The following is an 18,921-nucleotide window of genomic DNA, read 5'->3' on the forward strand; positions in this document are numbered from 1 at the left end:
CTGGTTTTTTTAATATAGGTCTTCCATTTGAATTATGATTTTATCTATTAATTTTTTAATTTGTTTGTCAGAATAATCTATTTCCTTTGTTCCATACTCTTTTTGTACAAATAAATCAGTCAATTCTTTAAACTCAGAACTTACAGGGACTGTTTCTAACAATTCATAAGGTGTAAGAAAAGAATACTCAGAATAAAAATTATTTCTTATAAATTTATATCCTTTGTCAATTAAATATATTCCTTCTTTATTGTAAACTTCTTTTTTTTCTTTTTCTATTTCTTTCTTTGTTTTTTGGTCTTTAGGTTTAGCTCTTTTAGACCTTATTATAAAAAAGACAATAACAGATAATACAACTAAGGTAGTTAAAAGATAGTATCTGATTATATTTTCGATAATCTTTAAAGCAGATGTTTTTTCTTCAAAACTTAGATTAGCGTAATCATCGATATTATCGATGTTATCCTGTGCTTTTAATATTGTCCTGTATATTAAGTTGCTTTCTATTTTTTCTTGGGTTAGTCCCGTACCATCGTCAGGGCTATAAGGTTTTAAATCGTTAAAATCAAACGCCAATATAGTGAATATAGAAAGAATCACAAAGAAAATGGATATAGCGGAATAAATTAAAGCTTTTCTGTTTTCATACATTTTGTGGTAAAAGAATATCCAAAGCAGTGTGAACAAAGCTACCAAAAGTATCAAACTCTGATAAATCATCAAATCTTGAGGTTCTTGTGATGATTGATATTCTCCTTGATTTGAAATAGAGATATTGTTTTTTGAGCTATTAGTTTCTTCTGGAATATTTTTGTTCTCTTGTACATTGTTTTTATTGCTTTCGGGTAAAAATTTTTCCTCTACAACTTCTTCCTGAGTAAGATTTTGTTTTTCTAAACTGTTGAATATTATAAAATTTTCATTAAAAAAGCTTAGTAGTAAAACTGGTATTAACAAGTATAAAAATATTTTTTTCTTCTCTTTTACATAGCTGAAAATCAAAATCCCTGCTAAAGTGATTATACTAATGATGAAATTTATGTTCATCATGAAATTATAATAAATTGCCATCGCTGTTATATAAGATATTATCCGCATTGGTGAAGAATTTTTTGATATTTGCAATAAAATAATTATTATTAGCATGTTAATAGCCGATAGAGATGGAATACTGGTTAAAAGAGTTATTATTAAATATGATAAATTCAATACTATGTTCAAGGGAAAATTCTTCCACACATATATTACAAGCGACATACCCAAAAAATAGTAATTGAAATTGCTGTAATCAAAAAAGCTAAGAATTATTAATAAAGGAAATATCCAATTTAACACTATTTTTTCTATTTTATTAGACACTTTGGAACACCTCTATTAGAGTATCATTAAAAGATACCAACCTCACAATTATATTGTTCTCTTCCAGAATTCTCGCTGATTTTTCTAAATCCTTCATCTCTTTTCTGAATGTTGTGTAAACATCTGCGTCGCTTTCCCAAACTTCTTTAAACCCTTGTGGGATGAGAAATACAATAACTTTTGCGGAAGAACTCTTTACTTTTATAATTTCTGGTAGACTGTTTTCGTCTAAAAATTGTGAAATGATTATAACAGTATCTTCAACAGTCATATAAGGGATCTCTTCTAACATTAGAGAATCGAGATCGTTTTCGGAGCTCATTTCTCCTTGCACATCAGAAAACTCGTTGAAATACATCTCCAAGTTGTTTCCTTTTAATTTCTTGATTTTTTTTGCGTTTATGGTGACGTTTAAAGATTCTTTTCTTTCACAGAATAGTTTTATAAGCCCTAAAGAAGCTTTTATTGCATAATTTTCGTAAATATTTCTCAAATCTTTCCAAATCAAATTGTTTATTGGTGACTTTTTTGAAATGTTCAAATCTGTGAACATATAAATTTTTCCAGTAGAGGTATAGTTGAATTTTTTAACCATAAGTTTATCCATCTTGGCTGTTGCTTTCCAATGAATTCTATTCATCGGTTCTCCGTTATATTCATCTATTTTATCTATATAAGTCGTGTCTTCCAATATGTTGTATTTAGATTTTCTTTCTGGGAGTAGCCTTTTTATCTCTTCTTTATCGAATTCCACTTTTGAATAATCGTGCAGAATTTTTATGCTCTGATTGTTTTCTACTTCTCTGTTTATTTCATATAAAAAATAATTGTTTAAGAGCGTTATGAAAGTATTACCATAATGATGTTCACCAGATGTGTTGAAATACATTCTGAATCTATATTCTTTTTCTTCCTCAGGCTCCAACTCCAGATCTACTTTTTTTGGAGTAACAGACATTACTTTTGAAGCTGGACTAATTTTTACGTTGATTTTTGTTTTTTCAACATTTTTAATTTTTACAGCGAGATAAAAACCTTCTTTTTTAAAAGCACTTTTGTATTCTGGTATAATTTCAATTTTTAAATTCTTAATAGCTTTATATTTTTTTGAATAATCCCACCAAAGAAAGATCGAAAAAATAAATAAAGCTATTGAAAAATAGTTGAAAACTATAATGTTTAGCGCTATTGAAAAAGCTGTTAATGCCAAAAGTGTGTTGTTATTTTTTGTCATTAAACCACCACTTGAACTTCATCGATTATTCTCCTTATAACTTCAATTTGTTCAACACCCTTAATCTTTGCTTCGGGATTCAATATAATTCTATGGCTTAGTACATATTCAGCGATTTCTTTTATATCATCTGGTATAACAAAGTCTCTATTTTTTATAGCCGCAAAGCTTTTAGATAGTTTCATAAGGGCTAACGAACCTCTTGGACTTGCACCAACTCTGATATCTTTATGATTTCTTGTTTTGTTTATAACTCTTATTATATAATTTTTCACTTCTTCAGAAACGGTTATATCTTTTATTTCATCTTTTGATTTATCTATTTCTTCATCATTTGCAACGGAGCTAATACTGTTTATAGGATGGCTTTTTTGTTGAGAATTGAGCATATTTATCTCTTCAGATGTTTCTGGATAACCAATGGACATTCTCACCATGAATCTGTCCATTTGGGCTTCGGGTAAAGGAAATGTTCCTTCGTATTCAATAGGGTTTTGAGTTGATATTATGAAAAAATCATCACTCAACCTATGTGTAGTCCCATCTATAGAAACTTGATTTTCAGCGAGAGCTTCTAACAAAGCTGACTGAGTTCTTGGTGTTGCCCTGTTGATTTCGTCTCCCAAAAGAATATCAGTGAAAACTGGACCTTTTTTTAGTTCAAAATCGTTTTTTTCTCTGTTGTAAATATTCAAACCAGTTAAATCAGAAGGCATTAAATCTGGAGTGAACTGTATTCTTTTAAAATCTAAGTTTAGAGTTTTTGCAAAAGCCCTTGATAACATGGTTTTTCCAGTTCCAGGTAAATCTTCTAAAAGAATGTGGCCTTCTGCCAAAAAGACTGCCGTTATCATTTCAATTTTTTCGTTTTTCCCTTTTATAACTTTTGAGACGTTTTCAATTATTTTTTTTGTGAGTTTTGACGATTCCATAAAGCACCTCCAAGTACTAACAATTATAAGATTTCTATAACATTTTAGCATACTTTACATAAAAAAGCTCCCCAAATGGGGAGCAGTTAAAACTCGAATTATTTTCTAAAAATTTTTATTGATTCATCATGTGTAAGTCTATTTGTGTAAATGGTATTGTAAGACCTTTTTCATCAAATTCTTTTTTGATTATCTTCGCTAATTCGTTTTTAGAAGAGAAGAAATCAGGCCTTTTTACCCAGTATCTAACAATAAAATCTATTGAAGAACTTCCATATTTCTGAAATAATACTGCAGGTTGATGGTCGTCGTCTATATATTTCATTTCAAAATTGTTTATAATTTCATTTAGTAATTCCATTGCTTTTGGTATGTCATCATCATAACTTATTCCAACTGATATTTCATTTCTTCTTATGTCTTCTGGCCAGTAGTGAATTATACTTGAATTCCATACGACCGTATTTGGTATGTCTATCATTTGGCCATCCCAAGTTTTTAGTTTTAAATGGTTTAGATTTATTTCTATTATAGATCCAGAATAATTATTTATTTCTACAGCTTCTCCCTCGACTACCAATTTGTTCATCATTATTAATATCCCATCTATCAAATTTCCTAAAGGCTCTTTAACAGCTAAACCTATTACAATACCACTAACTCCTAAGCCAGCAACCATAGGGCCTAAATTTTTGAATAATACAGAAATAATGATGAAAGCAGCAATTATATACATTGCTAAATTTATCAATGTTTTCATCGTTTTTTTATATTGAAATTTAATTTTTTTGGTTTTTTCTGATAACCTTATTATGGTGTTATATATGATATTTCCAACAATTTTTGCGATTACAAAAATAAGTATACTTAATCCAATTCTTATTCCCCAATCAATTGCAACATCTACATAATTTTCCACAAGTAATCCCTCCTATTAAAAAATATTTATAACATATTATAACATATAAGTAAAAAAACATTTTAACAAATAAAAAAAGAAGGCTAAAGCCTTCTTTTTTATCCTAAAGGAGTCTACCAGAACCCCAGGAGGTGCTTATGAACTTTCAGTTTTGGAAGAAATATAGCTCATGGGAGGAAAACGGTTATGTTACAGTGTAAACTGAATCATATCTCATTTTCATTTTTATTTTACCACATAATAAAATAAAATCAATCCAACATTCTCAATGATTTACGGTGTTTTGTGATAAATAAGGTTGAATATAATAAAAAATTCTCTTTATTCTAAGAAATGGAATTTTATACAATAACTTTTGGGTTATATAAAATATCTTTGTTCTCCATCATTATACGGCCGTTTGCGACATAATAATTGATAGATAAGTCTTTTTTATCCAACAAAATAATATCCGCATCAAAATCTTTATGTATTTTCCCTTTGTTTTTGAGTTTTAAATTGTCTGCAGGATTACTCGTAGCAGTTTTTAAAGCCGTTGATAAATCAATATTTTCACTTTTAACCATATCTTTTATCTCTTCATATACAGACTTTACTTTCCCAACTTTTAAACCTATATTGTTTCCTTCTTTATCAAAAACAGGTAAACTCCCTTGTCCATCAGAAGTGATAGAAATATTATCTATTGGTACTTTGTTTTCAAGTAGATATTTAACTGCTTTAGAACATTTTTTTTCTCCAGCATCTATTATTTCTTTTGTCGAAGATGCTGTGATGTCTATCAACCCCCCTAAAGAAGCAAACTCAATTGCTGAATCAAGAATTTTTTCGTTTCTTGACATGTGAGTGGGAATAAATTGTTTTATAGGAATATCGGTTCTTTTAATTACTTCTAAAATTGGCTTTAAAAGGTCTTTCCCCCCTCCAACATGGACGTTTACTTTTCCAGATTTACCAGATAACATACCTGCTACTCTGGCTTTTGTTGCAAGAATTTTAAGTTCATAAAAACTTGGATATGAAGATCTGTGGTCAGAAATTGCAAGCTCTCCAACTCCAATGATTTCCTCGATAAACATAATGTCTTTCTCGATAGAATCAGTTAGCGTTATAGTTGGAACATGATAGTTTCCGGTATATACCCAGCAGGAGAACCCATTATCTTTAACTGATTTAGCTTTTGCTATTAGATCTTCCATAGTTCTGGAAATTCCATCGGTTCCCAAAGTACCAATAACAGTTGTAATTCCACCTTTTATCATATCTATCTCGTTCAATTCAGGAGTTCTGGTATTAAAACCACCTTCTCCCCCACCCCCGGTGATATGAACATGTGAATCAATTAACCCAGGAATAGCAATTAAATTTCTTCCATCTATAATTTTTGTGTCATAATCAATATTAATATCTTCGTCAATAGCAATGAACTTATTTCCCGCAATCAATATGTCTTTCTTCCCTAAAAATTTTGGGGAATATACTTGGATGTTTTTTATCAGTATCATTTTTTATCACCTCGATTTTATTTTAACATAAATTTATAAAATTGGAATTGATTTATTAACATATTTTTTTAGCTTAATAAAAATGATATAATAGAGTAGACAGATAAAGGAGGCTTGAAAATGAAAAAATTAATGATTGTTTTGTTTGTTATTAGTTCATTAATGGTTTTTTCCGTTGGTTTTGATGAGTTAAGAACACAATTCGTTAGAGCAAATTCAGAAAGAAATGTTGAAAAGATGGAAGTTGTTATCGATTTAACAGAAAATAACACAAATGATGCCAGTATTATGGCATTAAATGCAGAAGCCATGACTGAAATTGCCAACTGGGGATACACAGATGATGCAATAAGAGAAGATATGTACGAAAAAGCAGTTGAAAAAGGTGAAGCTGCTGTTGAAATTGAAAGTACCACATATACAAATTATGTGGCCGGTGCTGCTATAGGCAGACTTGCTCAATACAAAGGAATCGTATCCAGTTTGTTTATGCTTGGGGACTTTGATGATTATATCTCTACCGCAATAGAGTTGGATCCAAATAATTTTAAGGCTTTGGTTGCTATGGGAATGAGATATAGAGACACTCCTTGGCCGGCAGGAAATAATAAAAAATCCGAGCAATATTTAAAACAGGCTATAGAAGCAGAACCAACATATATTAACTCATATTATGAGTTAGGGATTTTATACAAAGAATGGGGAAAAGATGAAGAGGCAATCGAAATGTTTGAAGAAGTATTAGAAAGACCTGTTCATCCTAATTTCGTAGCTCAAGGAGAAGAAGCAAAAATGGAAGCTGAAAAACATTTAGAAGAGCTCAGATGATTTTTCTTATTATTTAAAATATCGTAATCTATAATTTTGTTTGCGTAAAAATCCATTATAGTAATTCATGTAATATATTAATGGGGCCTTATATATGGGTCCCTATTTTTTATTTTATAAATCATCAACGGAGGTATAGAAATGTATTACGATAAAAAAGCGGAAATAGAAGTCGAGGTAAATGAAAAAAAGTATAGCTTGAAAAAATTGAAAAGAGTTCATGATATTTTGGAAAATGGATTTGGCTCTTACAAAGTTATTATAGCTGAGGATTTAGTATCTGATGAACCTGAAGATTGGTATTCTGAAGTTTTTTTAACAGAAAATTTTAAAAGTCTTGACTTAGAAAATATGAAAGTTGATTTATATTATACATATTCAATGGGAAGGAAAAATGAAAAAATAGTTTGGGGAATAACAACTTTTGAAGAAGATCCTTTAACTTATATTGGAGCAATTGAAGAAAAAAAATAATGCCTGTAAAAGGCATTATTTTAATATATACTCTTCAAAAACTCGTTTTATTAAATTTTTGTTTTTTAAAATATCTTCGTGAACAGTATTTTCATAAAAAGTTTTATCTATGGTTGGTCCTTCATAACCTTCGAGCATTTGGCTATCCAATGTTACAGCCCCATCATTGTTAATCATGTCTTCATCTTCAATTCCAGCAACCTCTGAGAATGCTTTCAAAACAGAATAAGTGAAGTTAAAATGAGGTTTTGATGTATATTGGTTTATTTGAGAAAGGAAAATAATTGTTTTTTCTAAATACATGTCTTCATCGTTCAGTTTTTTGATTTTATCATTTATTTTAAAGATCGAGTCGTTAAAAGGAATATTCGAATACAGTTTATTCTCTAAAGCAGATAGATACTCTTGGTTTACATAGTTTATAGACATACCACCTTGAAAAGTGTCTAAAATGCCGTATTCAGAAAATAAAACTGGGAACAAAAGAGGGTTTTTTCTCATAATTGTTTCTATTTCAGTACTTATATCTAAAGGTTTTTTATCTATTATACTATTTATAGTTTTGGTCAAAATACTGTACAAAGGTTCAACTATATCCAAACTGAAAGTGTAGTTCGAAATCAATTCTGAATAAAATAGTTGAGGTAAATTTTGGAAAGGAGATCCCTTGTTTACTGCATTAATAGTTATTATTTTTTCTATATTTGGCCTATATTGAACGTTAGCAGCATATCTCGCTACTAATCCACCCATTGAATGGCCGATCAAATATATTTCCTTATAACCATTTTCATCAAAAAAACCATTTTCATCCATTATTTTGTTTAATTGTTCTCCAAATTCTTCTGCTGTCATAGAATGTGTATCGTAAATAAACTCATAATAATCAAAATTCTCGAATTTTTCTGGATTTTTATATATATATTCGAACCAACTATTGAAGTAATCGAACCTTCTGTTATATCTCCATGGAAAATCTCCATTATTATTATAATCCTGATCTAATCTCACAAATTGGAGGCCGTGAATGAATATTACTGCCTTATCTTTTAGCTCAACACCAGACGCATTGTTCATCAATTTTTCCGGCATTCTATACGATACCTCATTTCTGGTGATATAATCGTCTATTACGAAAAGATCTTGCTTGAAAGTCATGTTCTTTTGATAAGGTTTTTGTTTCCAAAGTTCTGCATAAGAAGGTACTTTTTTATAATCTTTGTAGAATAGTTTTACCTTCATATTTTGTATTACTGGAATGTTCAAAAAATTTTCTGAAAAAATTTCAAAAAAAGTGGGGTATATGTTTTCGTACTCATCTCTTGTCAATTCTTTAGATATCACTGGGTAGTATTTTTCATTTCTTCTTATTGCAAAATCTCTGTATATTTTATTTTCGTAGAACACTTTCATATATTTAGGAAAGTCAAAAGCCTCTTTTCCAGTATGTTTTATACCAAACGGAAAAATAACATCTTTTATGTTAGACGTGGATTGTGAAGTTACACTTTTTAAAATCGTCAAATTTTCCGGCCTAAAATATGAAATATCTATAAATGAATTTTCCCCATCTTCAATAGAATAAATCAGAGTGTTAAATCCTTCAATAAAAGATTTTTTGTATATTTTTAACTCAACATCCTCACCACGAAAAATCGCTTCATCAGCTTGAGAGTTAAAGAATTTTATATAAATATTTTTACTATCTGCATAACTTCCTTGGCTAGATATTGCCCTAATATAAGCTTTATAGTCTATTCCTTCTTTTAACTCAATATCTATGTTATTCACATTTGGTTCTAAAATAAAAGAGGCAATCCTGTTTCCTTCAACATCATCTAAAAAAACAATGACGTTCTTTCCTATAAAGTTGTTTTTCCAGCTTAAATTAGCCTTGTTTTTTTCAATAAAACTGAGTTTTATGTTTGAAGGCTCGGGAATGTTGAACTCCTTATTGAAATCTTTTTCGGGCATGAAAAAAAATACACCTAACCCAACAGTTATTGCAGTAACTAAAGCTATGTATAGTTTTTCCATGTTTTCACCTCTTATAATATTTGCATTTCTTTTGTGTAATTGTTTAGAACTTCCACTCCTGTTTCAGTGACTAATACCAAATCTTCAATTCTTACACCAAATTGATTTGGTATATATATACCAGGCTCTATTGAAAAAATCATTCCTGGTTGAACAACCATATTGTTGTTTTCACTTACAAAAGGCCATTCGTGAGCGTTTATGCCAATAGAGTGGCCTGTTCTATGAGTAAAAAAATCTCCATAACCCTTTTTTTCTATATATTTTCTTGCAGCTAAATCTATCTCAGAAAATTTAACTCCAGGTTTTACACTTTCTATTGCTTTTAAATTAGCCTGTAAAACTATGTCATACACTCTTCTTGCGGTATCTCCTGGTTCACCATAAAAAACAGTTCTTGTCATATCTGAACAATATCGGTCTTTTATGCCCCCTATGTCTATTATCACAGAATCTCCATTTTTTAATTTTGTGATATTGCTTTCGTGATGAGGTTCTCCACAGCTTCCCCCAAATGCTACTAACGGGGAAAAGCTGACTCCAGAAAAACCTATTTTGTTGATTATGTTTTCTGCCGCTCTTGCGACATATTTTTCTGGCAGCATTTCTGGTATAAGATCAATAACCTCTTCAATAGCTTGGTCGTTAAGTTTAGAACTTTCTCTCATCTTTTTGATCTCATCTGGAGTTTTGATCATTCTCAATTCATCAATAAATATTGATTTATCTACAGGAATTATACTTTTCATATTCATTAACTTTATGAGAAAATGGGAAGGCCAATTTTTATCGATAGCAATATTCTTGTTTTTTTGTATAAATTCTGAGAGTATTTTTACGGGATCGTCTGAATCTGAATAATAAACTATATTTAAATTCTCAGTTTCAATGGGGAATAATTTATTAACTAATAGTATTGGTTGTGTGTTGGTATCAATCAAAAGAGCTAACAATCTTTCCCCTGATTCTATCCATTCACCTGTCAAATAGAAAATATCTTCTGTGGAACCAACAATATATTGCGATATTTCATCTTTTCTCATTTTTTCAATTAATTTTTCAATTTGTTTGTTCATATTTCACACTCCTATTCTCACACAGTTTTATTAAATAATTATAAGAAAAATCCTTCAATTAAATAATAGCACAAATTATCAAAAAACCTTTAATATTAATGTTTGTATCATATAACATATAAGCCCTCATATTAAAAAAATAAAGGTTTTAAATTCACATATTTGTATCAAACTTTAACTTTTTATTTATGCTATAATTAGTTAAGGTGATGATTCTTATCGACTACAAAATATGGAGGGATTTTTATGAAATCGTTGAGAGGGAAAATGGTACTCTTGATAGTAGTAATTTCCGCAATACCTTTAGTTCTACTAACAATATACAACGCTTATTCATTTTATAACCAAAAGGTTGAAGATGTAGATGTCTTACTACAAACAAGAAATGTGAGCTCTAAAGATTTTTTTGATAATTATTTGGAAACTCTTGAAAGTATGATAAATTATATTTCTGAAGATGCCAACGTTCAGGGTGCTTATTCAAATGAGTTTGATGAAAGACAGTGGATGTTGATTAACTTTCAAAATATCTATGAGTCTTATGATCAAGTTAGAGCGGCTTATATTGGTTTGAGAGATAAAACAATGTTGATAAAACCAGACCAAAATTTACCAAGTGATTATGACCCTACTGCAAGACCTTGGTATTCAGGAGCGGTTAAAAACAGAGGGGAAATCTTTATTACCGACCCATATTCTGACGCTTCGATTGGAGATACCCTAATAACTATGTCAAAAGCAATAGTTTCAAGCGGTCAAGTTGTTGGTGTTTTGGGGTTAGATTTATCTATGCAGGCTTTAGTAAAAGTAGTTTCACAAGAAACTGAATATAAATCAAACTATTCTTTCATTGTCAACAAAAAGGGTATAACACTTGTTCATCCAAATAGTGAAAACATAGGATTGGATGTATCAAACGAAGAATTTTTTACTCAAAGAGAAGGTAATTCAGGGAAAATAACATATACATATAATGGAGTCGATAAAATAGCTTATTTTTCAACAATGAATAGCACAGGGTGGTATGTTTATTCTGTAGTTGATGAAGAAGAAGTGTTACAAGAACCATTTTCCATTATAACCACTTTAATAATTTTTTCAATTATAGTTATAGTTGTGGCACTGCTAATTGGAATTATTTTTATGAGGAGATCTATCACTAATCCAATAGAGAATTTAAGTAAAAACATAACCAAATTTGGAAAAGGAGATCTTACCACAAAATTTTTTTCTAATAGCAACGATGAGATAGGAATAATGGCTGATGAACTTAATGAGATGGGAGATAATCTAAGACATACTATATCTGCGATAGTAGAAGCATCAGATCAGATAAATTCATCATCTGCTGATTTAGCAAGTGTAGCAGAAGAAGCTTCAGCAACTTCAGAAGAATTGAATTCACAAGTTGAGACTATAGAAAGGAATGCTGAAGATGCGTCAGCTTCAGTGCAAGAGGTTACAAGTGGAGTAGAAGAGGTAGCAGCAAGTGCACAATCGTTATCTAAAGCTGCACAAAGTTTATCTCATTCTGCAGAAAATACAAATAATGCCGCAAACAATGGTGCGACAAAAATAAGAAATATAAACGCTAAAATAGATGATGCAAATCAGAAATCAAAAGCTACAGAAGAACAGGTCGAAACTTTGGCCAAAAAAGCGGAAAATGTTGGTCAAATTGTAGAAACAATAAACTCAATTACAGAGCAAACCAACTTATTGGCACTTAATGCTGCAATAGAAGCAGCGAGGGCAGGAGAAGCTGGAAAAGGATTTGCAGTAGTAGCAGATGAAATAAGAAAATTGGCAGAAGAAAGTGGCGGAGCAACAGAAGAAATAGCAAAGATACTACAAGAGATCAAAAAGAGCACGCAAGATGTTTCCACTTCATCTTCAGATACGGTTACTTATATGAACGAAATAAACAAGGAAATGGATGAAATAGCAGAAGAATTTGAAACAATATTAAAACAAATAGATGAAATAAACAGCGGAATAGAAAACATGACAGCAACTTCTCAAGAACAGAGTGCTTCAGCTGAAGAAATGAGTGCAGCTATGGATAAAGTAGCAAAAACAGTTTCAGACATAAGTGAACAAATATCTCAAGCTACTGAGTCAATAAACAATCAAGCTGAAGGAGCACAACAAACAAGTGCTAATTCAGAAGAACTATCTGCTCTTTCGGAGAATCTTACACAACAGATCAATAAATTTAAAATTTGATAAAATTTACCAATCAAAGAGGCCTTCATTTTGAAGGCCTCTTTGATTAATATTTAGCATTATGAGTCGTTTTTGTTTAAATCATTATGTTGGATGATTCTATTTTTCCCAATATTTTTTGCTTTTAAAAGAGCTTCTTCGGCTTCATTAATAAAAGCATCGATTTCCATTATGTTTGTAGGGATTTCCGTTGAAGTTCCAATGGAAACAGTTATATGGTTTGCTACTTCTGATTTTTTGTGCTCAATTTTTAATTTTTCAATAGAACTTTTCATATTGTTAGCAACAACATTTGCACCAGGCTTATCAGTATCTGGCAAAACAGCAGCAAATTTTTCTCCAGCATACCTAAAAATATGATCAGTTGATCTTCTCAAACAACTCTTCAATGCATTAGATACTTTTACTATAACTTCGTCTCCCTTTAAATGGCCATATTCATCGTTGTAATTTTTAAAATTATCAATGTCAATTATTATAATAGATAATGGATATTTTTTTCTCTTTGCCAAGTTCCATTCTCTTTCGATAATTTCTTCGAATAACCTTAAGTTTTGAATCCCTGTAAGAGGGTCGTAAAAAGATAATTTTTCTATTTTTTTGTTTAATTTTTCGAGATAATTGCTATTCTCTTGAGATTCTTCAATATGTTGCCTAATTAGTTGTTTGGTTTTGTTTTCAAATTTTCCCCTAATTCTTATCATAAGAAAATAAACTAAAGACAAGATGAAAAGCAGAGATAGTATTATATAAAAAAAGATGGCATAATTTGTGGTAAAAATGTTATATGAAATTGAAAATTTTATATTTTTTTCTCCTCCTACCCACTTTTTTGTTTTGTCTATAGTTTGTATTTTTAAATTATAATCCCCTTGCTGTATGTTGGGTAATTTTATTGATTTTTCATCTATATAGTTCCATTCTCCATCACTTTCAAATCTATATCTTACTAAAACATCGTTTTTATAATCAGCATAATCAAAAGAAATCTCAACATTGCCTTTTTTAAAATTGTATTTTTCATCTTCATTGTATTTATAAATAGTGCCGTTAGATTCAATTTTTTCTATTACCAAAGGATGAAATAAAACATTTGGGTTGATATCTTCTATATAGAAACTAGTTAAAGAATTTTCGGTTAAGAAAAAAGCTTCATTTGTTTTTGTAATATATGAGTCTTTTGAAAAGTTGTTTATATATACTCCTTCATCAAAATCATACTCTATATATCTCTTTTCCAAAGGGAAAAAACGATAAATAGAATGTTTTGTTGAAAACCAAATATTTCCATATCTATCTGCTTGAACTTCTGATACAGGGAAATCGCTAATAATTGTACTAAATTCTTTTGTTTCTGTGTTGTAAGATGTAATACCGTAATCGTCAGATATGTAAACAATTTTGTTAGAATACGCTAAGTCGTTAAAAAAGGAAATTGGGGTATCATTAACAATTTCAAATAATTCATTTTTGATATCATATTCTATAAGCTCATCTTCAGTGGTCATTCCCCAAATTTTATTTTCATGACCTATTAAAGATATTATATTATCTACATTTTTTATAAGTAGGAGCTCATTTTCCAGCTTGTATAAACCATCATTTAAAGTTATAAAATAGTTTTGGTTTGTGTCTATAAAGACATCAGTTATAACCTTTTCCGTTTTTAGTACTTTTGTAGTAGAATAATCTTTCTTATTAAAAATATAGATTTCTTTGTCTGTCAATAATAAAATCTTATCATTGTTATTTTTGATTGAAAGAATATCTTTATCTAAACCAATAAAGATATCTTCCCACGTTTCTGCGAAAGAATTGTAAACTTTTAAATCTTTACCATTTGCAATCCAGATAAAACCATCTTCATCCACAACCATCGATTCAAAAGAAGAATTATCAAAAAGAAATGTTTCAAATCTTGAGTTCACATTTATTCTGGATAAATTGTATTTATCATTTGAGAACCAGAGAAAATCACCGTTATCTTTGAATAAATAGTTAACGGGAAAACCAATATCAAATTCTTCTAATTCAAAGTCATATAGTTTTGCTCTTTTCAGACCATTGCTATGAGCTATCCATAAAAAGTCTTCATAAATCAAAAAATCGTTGATTTCTATATCCTCTTCTTGCTTAACAATATTTTTAGTGGATAAATTCATTGAAAACAAAGAATCATCAGTGTAAAACCACAACGTGTCATAAGTGAAAATAAGGTTTTTAATTTCTTGACCACCCATAAATTTTAAGTAAGAATCATCAGAAGGGTTATATTCCAAAAGGCCTTTATCAGTCGCCAAAAAGTAAATAGAATCGATAATTCCCATTTTGTTTATTGAGTAAGATTCTAATTTTTCGCTAACTGATTGATAACTTTGTGACGTTTTGTCGAAAGTTATCAACCCTTTTTGAGTTGATAAAAGAAGTGTGTTCTCTTTATTTTGTGTTATATTGTATATCTCGTTGTTTTTCAAAGGGTACAAACTGTAAGACTCATATCTTTCGTTATAATGAAGTAATCCAAAATTAGTAGCAAGCCAAAAATTACTCGAAAAGTCTTGAAAAAAATAGTTTAATTTAATTTTATCTTTGTTTTCAAATTTTTTTACTACATCCTCACCGTTGTATTTATAAAGGTTGTACTCATCTATAAACCAAATAAAGTCATTTTGATCTTGTAGAATTTGTTTGATACTACCAATTTGAGCAAATTCATCTTCAAATGGGTAATTATTTATATAAATATTATTTGAAAATAAAAATGTAGTGAGGAAAATAAAAAATAAAAAAATAATTTTTTTCATAAACTACTCCTTAAGCGAAATACTGTTAATAAATTATAACATTTTTTAAAAAAATAGCCATATCAAACACATTACGACTATTTCAGAATTTTATACAAAAAAATGTTATCTTCATTTTCTTCAAAACCCTGTTTTTTATAAAAATATTCAGCTGGGGTTCCCTTCCCAGTGTTTAAAATAATTCCCTTTACGCCTTCATTTATCAACTCATTTTGAATATAATCCATGAACGCTACACCAAACCCTTCACCTTGAAAAGAAGGGCTGACGCCATATTCGTGAACCATATACTCATCTCCAGACCACCATTTTCTTATATCACCGAGTGAGAAAGCTATTATATGTTCTTTTTTATTCATAACCAAAAAGCCCCTAAAATAAGGTGCTCCGATATAGCCTTTTAAATATTCTTTGGCTTTATCTAAAGAAGGCCATCTATCATTCCAAGGATCTTGAGAAAAAACATCTATAAAAGTTTTTGCAACTTTATCTATATATTTTTCTTCGTATCGTTTGTAAATATATTCACCCATTAAAACCCCTCCAACTAATATGCTTTCTACATTTTTTATAAAAAGCTTAATAGTTAACATTATTAATTATATCATTTTAATAACAATATTTAATATATTTTAATCACTCATATATTTATTTTTTGTTATTATAAAGCTATTCAAATAGGTAAAATCTTATTAATATATCGCTTGTTTAATTAATTCAGGAGATTTTGTTGTATAATATTATTTAAAGAACAAAATATTTAGGAGCTGAAGATTTATGAACGAATTATCAAAACAAATAACAGACCATTTGGGTCAAGGTTTAGTGATACTTGACTTAAATGGTAATTTTAAATTTTACAATAAAAAATTCTTGGAAATGGTTGAATATTCTCCTAAAGAATTAGATAAAATTAATCTATTTTCTGTAGCATCAAAAATACATGGAGCCAATTTAAAAGAAAAATTTAATAAAAGATTAAAAGGTGAAAAAGAACCATACGAAGCTATACTGACCTCAAAAACAGATAAAGAAATTCCCGTGCTTATATCAGGAGCACCTTATTACGACGAAAAAGGTGATTTAATTGGTGTGATAAGTTTGTTAACAGATATTACTAAGTCAAAGAAATTAGAAAAACAGTTAACCAAAGCTGCTGAAGAAGCGAGGAAAGCAAACGAAGCAAAAAGTAAGTTTTTAGGAAACATTTCCCATGAGATAAAGAACCCTTTAAATGGAATGATTGGAATTATAGATCTTTTGAGGGAGTCTACTCAGTCAAAAGAAGACGAAGAACTTTTAAAAACTATGAGAGAATCGTCTTATCATATATTAAATTTGTTGGATGAGCTTATGGATTTATCAAAGATCGAGGCAAACAAAATGGATTTAGATTCCATAAAATTCTCTCCTCTCAAAATCTATAATTCGCTTTATTTATCTTATAAGTCAAATTTATATTCAAAAAATATTGATTTCGAAGTAGATTATGATAAAAATATTCCTGATAATCTTTTTGGAGACCCAATAAAATTAAGGCAGATTTTGGATAACTTACTGTCAAACTCATTCAAATTTACAAAAAATGGAAAAGTTAGTATGTTGTTTTCATTAGAAAGCTTAAAAGGTAATATTGCTAACCTAAAAATAACTATTTTAGATACGGGAATAGGTATAAATGAAAGCAATTTAGAAAAGATATTTGAAGCTTTTTCCCAAGGAGACTTATCAACAAAAGATCAATTTGGGGGAACAGGATTAGGTCTTTTTATAGTAAAAAAACTTGTTGAGTTAATGAACGGTGAAATAAAAATTGAAAGTGAAAAAGGCAAAGGAACAAAAGTAGTTGTTAAACTGCCTTTTAAAATATATAGCGAACCTCTTAAAAAGGACGAAAAGGGAGATTCAATATAAAAGTGCTGTACATAGATGATAAAAAAATAAATGTATTGGATATAAAAATTTTCTAAACAACCGTTAGATAGATTTGAGTATTTCACGTAATTTCTCTTCCAAAGAGTTGTAAGAAAAATGTTTTTTTGCCAATTTGAAATTTGTTTCAATGTAATCATAAGCTTTCTCTCTGTTGAACAATACTTCGAGGATTTCTTTAGATGCAGATGTGATTATATCATCTGGTATCATGTAGAAATCTTCTTTTTTTTCTGTCTTGTTTCCCAAGCTGATAGTTTTAAACCCTAAAGGCTCTATATCAACATCGTATACAGGATAATTAAAAACAAGTATGGGTTTTTTTGCAAAAACAGCTTCTAAAAATTGATTTCCAAACCCTTCTTTAACACTTGGATAAGTGACAAAATCGGAAATGGCATAAAAATCCCAAAGAGAAAAAATTCCCTCACTTTCATTTCTTTCATCTTCACACATTTCTTCTGCCAAAATCATGTCAACATTTTTTTTATTTGCATATTTAACAAGTTTTTCTGTGTATGCTTCTTCTTCATTGAGCCCTGGTAAAACTAAGTATATCTTGCTGTTCTCATCGATCTTTTTTCCATTGTAAATTACGTTTCTATTATATAAGTGGATTTCTTCGACAACTTTTGAAAGAGTATCAATGGCTAATTCTATAGCTTTCCTTTGTACAATTCTCGTTGCCTGTAAAAAAATAAGGTCATTTTCTTTTAAATTAAATTTATCAATTATTTTAGAATTATAGGAATCTCTTTTCCACAAATCGTTAGAAAAATCAAAAACATTTGGAACAATTGTTGAGTTGATTCCCTTATAGTTTTGAAGTGAATCCCTGGCTATAGAGTTTATAACTACATGATTAATATCTTTAGGAGGAAAAAAGTTTTCCAAATAATAAGCAACATAATCTGTAGTTGGATTAGAATAAAAATCCCTTTCCCAATAAAAGTCATGATGATGCCCGATTAGTTTTATTTTTTTTATTTTCGCAAATTCATAGACAGCTTTAGCGGCAGACAGGTTGTGGCCTAAAGAAAAAATATTGTTTACAAAAATTACATCCATTTCTGGTAACTTTAGTAATTCTCTTAGTATGGTGCTATAATAAGCCTCGTTTTTTCGAATTAAATCTTCCACTCCCCAATCATCCAGAGATATGTAAGCATGATTCTTAATTTCAATATTTATTTTATTTCTATAAGATATTGAAGGAACTTTCAAAGCTTTCAAATTTCCTGTTTCTCCGCCGATTAAGAAAACTTCATGACCCATTTTTTCTAAAACTGCTTTCCACTTAAACATTTCTAAAGAAACACCGTCTGTTTCACCAACTCTGAAATGCATTAATCCTATTTTCATACAAAGCCACCCCCAAAAGGAAAATTTTCAATACAATTATATATAAAAAAATAAATTTTCTAAAATTTATTTTTTTAAGCATCAATGAATATTCAGTAAATAATTGTTTATAATTACCTATAAAAACTCATAAAATCATATAAAGCTGTTTGAGAAAATATATTTTTTATCTTATAATTTTGAAGAAAACTTTCAGTAATTTTATAATTTATGAAAAAAATAAACATATCTTA

Annotated in this window: 14 protein-coding genes; 4 read left to right on the plus strand and 10 right to left on the minus strand. The window is 29.3% G+C overall.

Annotated elements, in window-relative coordinates; genetic code table 11:
* Positions 1-9: 9 nt before the first annotated feature.
* The 5 genes from BLS00_RS09305 to iadA form a co-directional block, all read right to left on the minus strand.
* Positions 10-1,359: a hypothetical protein gene (locus BLS00_RS09305; protein WP_091405262.1), complete on the minus strand. Its 1,350-nt coding sequence runs from the start codon at positions 1,357-1,359 to the stop codon at positions 10-12.
* Complete coding sequence (locus BLS00_RS09310) at positions 1,352-2,593, minus strand: DUF58 domain-containing protein (protein ID WP_091405265.1); 1,242 nt, start codon at positions 2,591-2,593, stop codon at positions 1,352-1,354. The genes BLS00_RS09305 and BLS00_RS09310 overlap by 8 nt, the downstream gene beginning before the upstream one ends.
* Positions 2,593-3,525, minus strand: a complete 933-nt coding sequence (locus tag BLS00_RS09315; protein ID WP_091405269.1) for an AAA family ATPase — start codon at positions 3,523-3,525, stop codon at positions 2,593-2,595. The genes BLS00_RS09310 and BLS00_RS09315 overlap by 1 nt, the downstream gene beginning before the upstream one ends.
* A 115-nt stretch (positions 3,526-3,640) precedes the next feature.
* On the minus strand, positions 3,641-4,444 hold the full coding sequence (locus BLS00_RS09320) for a mechanosensitive ion channel family protein (protein ID WP_091405271.1): 804 nt from the start codon (positions 4,442-4,444) through the stop codon (positions 3,641-3,643).
* Between the two features lie 341 nt (positions 4,445-4,785).
* Positions 4,786-5,949 carry a beta-aspartyl-peptidase gene (gene iadA / locus BLS00_RS09325; protein WP_091405273.1) on the minus strand — a complete coding sequence of 388 codons (1,164 nt, stop codon included), beginning with the start codon at positions 5,947-5,949 and terminating at the stop codon, positions 4,786-4,788.
* 120 nt (positions 5,950-6,069) lie between these two features.
* Here iadA and BLS00_RS09330 point away from each other — a divergent pair, with 120 nt between their 5' ends.
* Both BLS00_RS09330 and BLS00_RS09335 read left to right on the plus strand, forming a co-directional pair.
* A complete protein-coding gene (locus BLS00_RS09330) occupies positions 6,070-6,777 on the plus strand; it encodes a tetratricopeptide repeat protein (RefSeq protein WP_091405276.1) in 708 nt (235 codons plus the stop codon).
* Between the two features lie 141 nt (positions 6,778-6,918).
* Positions 6,919-7,251 (plus strand): hypothetical protein, encoded by a 333-nt coding sequence (locus BLS00_RS09335; RefSeq protein ID WP_091405278.1) that lies wholly within the window; start codon positions 6,919-6,921, stop codon positions 7,249-7,251.
* 15 nt (positions 7,252-7,266) lie between these two features.
* Here the strand turns inward: BLS00_RS09335 and BLS00_RS09340 are convergent, their stop codons facing one another.
* Together BLS00_RS09340 and BLS00_RS09345 are read right to left on the minus strand one after the other, a co-directional pair.
* Positions 7,267-9,288, minus strand: coding sequence for an alpha/beta fold hydrolase (locus tag BLS00_RS09340; protein WP_091405281.1), 2,022 nt, complete (start codon positions 9,286-9,288; stop codon positions 7,267-7,269).
* 11 nt (positions 9,289-9,299) lie between these two features.
* Positions 9,300-10,364, minus strand: coding sequence for a M24 family metallopeptidase (locus BLS00_RS09345; protein ID WP_091405283.1), 1,065 nt, complete (start codon positions 10,362-10,364; stop codon positions 9,300-9,302).
* Positions 10,365-10,610: 246 nt separating this feature from the next.
* Here BLS00_RS09345 and BLS00_RS09350 point away from each other — a divergent pair, with 246 nt between their 5' ends.
* Positions 10,611-12,590 carry a methyl-accepting chemotaxis protein gene (locus BLS00_RS09350; RefSeq protein ID WP_091405285.1) on the plus strand — a complete coding sequence of 660 codons (1,980 nt, stop codon included), beginning with the start codon at positions 10,611-10,613 and terminating at the stop codon, positions 12,588-12,590.
* A 59-nt stretch (positions 12,591-12,649) separates the two neighbouring features.
* Here BLS00_RS09350 and BLS00_RS09355 read toward each other — a convergent pair whose 3' ends face one another.
* Together BLS00_RS09355 and BLS00_RS09360 are read right to left on the minus strand one after the other, a co-directional pair.
* Positions 12,650-15,394 (minus strand): ligand-binding sensor domain-containing diguanylate cyclase, encoded by a 2,745-nt coding sequence (locus BLS00_RS09355; protein ID WP_091405287.1) that lies wholly within the window; start codon positions 15,392-15,394, stop codon positions 12,650-12,652.
* Between the two features lie 77 nt (positions 15,395-15,471).
* Positions 15,472-15,927 (minus strand): GNAT family N-acetyltransferase, encoded by a 456-nt coding sequence (locus tag BLS00_RS09360; RefSeq protein WP_167849048.1) that lies wholly within the window; start codon positions 15,925-15,927, stop codon positions 15,472-15,474.
* A gap of 244 nt (positions 15,928-16,171) precedes the next feature.
* Here BLS00_RS09360 and BLS00_RS09365 point away from each other — a divergent pair, with 244 nt between their 5' ends.
* Positions 16,172-17,308: a PAS domain-containing sensor histidine kinase gene (locus tag BLS00_RS09365; RefSeq protein ID WP_091405292.1), complete on the plus strand. Its 1,137-nt coding sequence runs from the start codon at positions 16,172-16,174 to the stop codon at positions 17,306-17,308.
* Between the two features lie 63 nt (positions 17,309-17,371).
* On the opposite strand, the gene BLS00_RS09370 is transcribed toward BLS00_RS09365, so the two are convergent.
* Positions 17,372-18,688, minus strand: a complete 1,317-nt coding sequence (locus BLS00_RS09370; RefSeq protein WP_091405295.1) for a glycosyltransferase family 4 protein — start codon at positions 18,686-18,688, stop codon at positions 17,372-17,374.
* Positions 18,689-18,921: the final 233 nt, after the last annotated feature.

This window comes from Geotoga petraea (assembly GCF_900102615.1).
Lineage (GTDB): Bacteria > Thermotogota > Thermotogae > Petrotogales > Petrotogaceae > Geotoga > Geotoga petraea.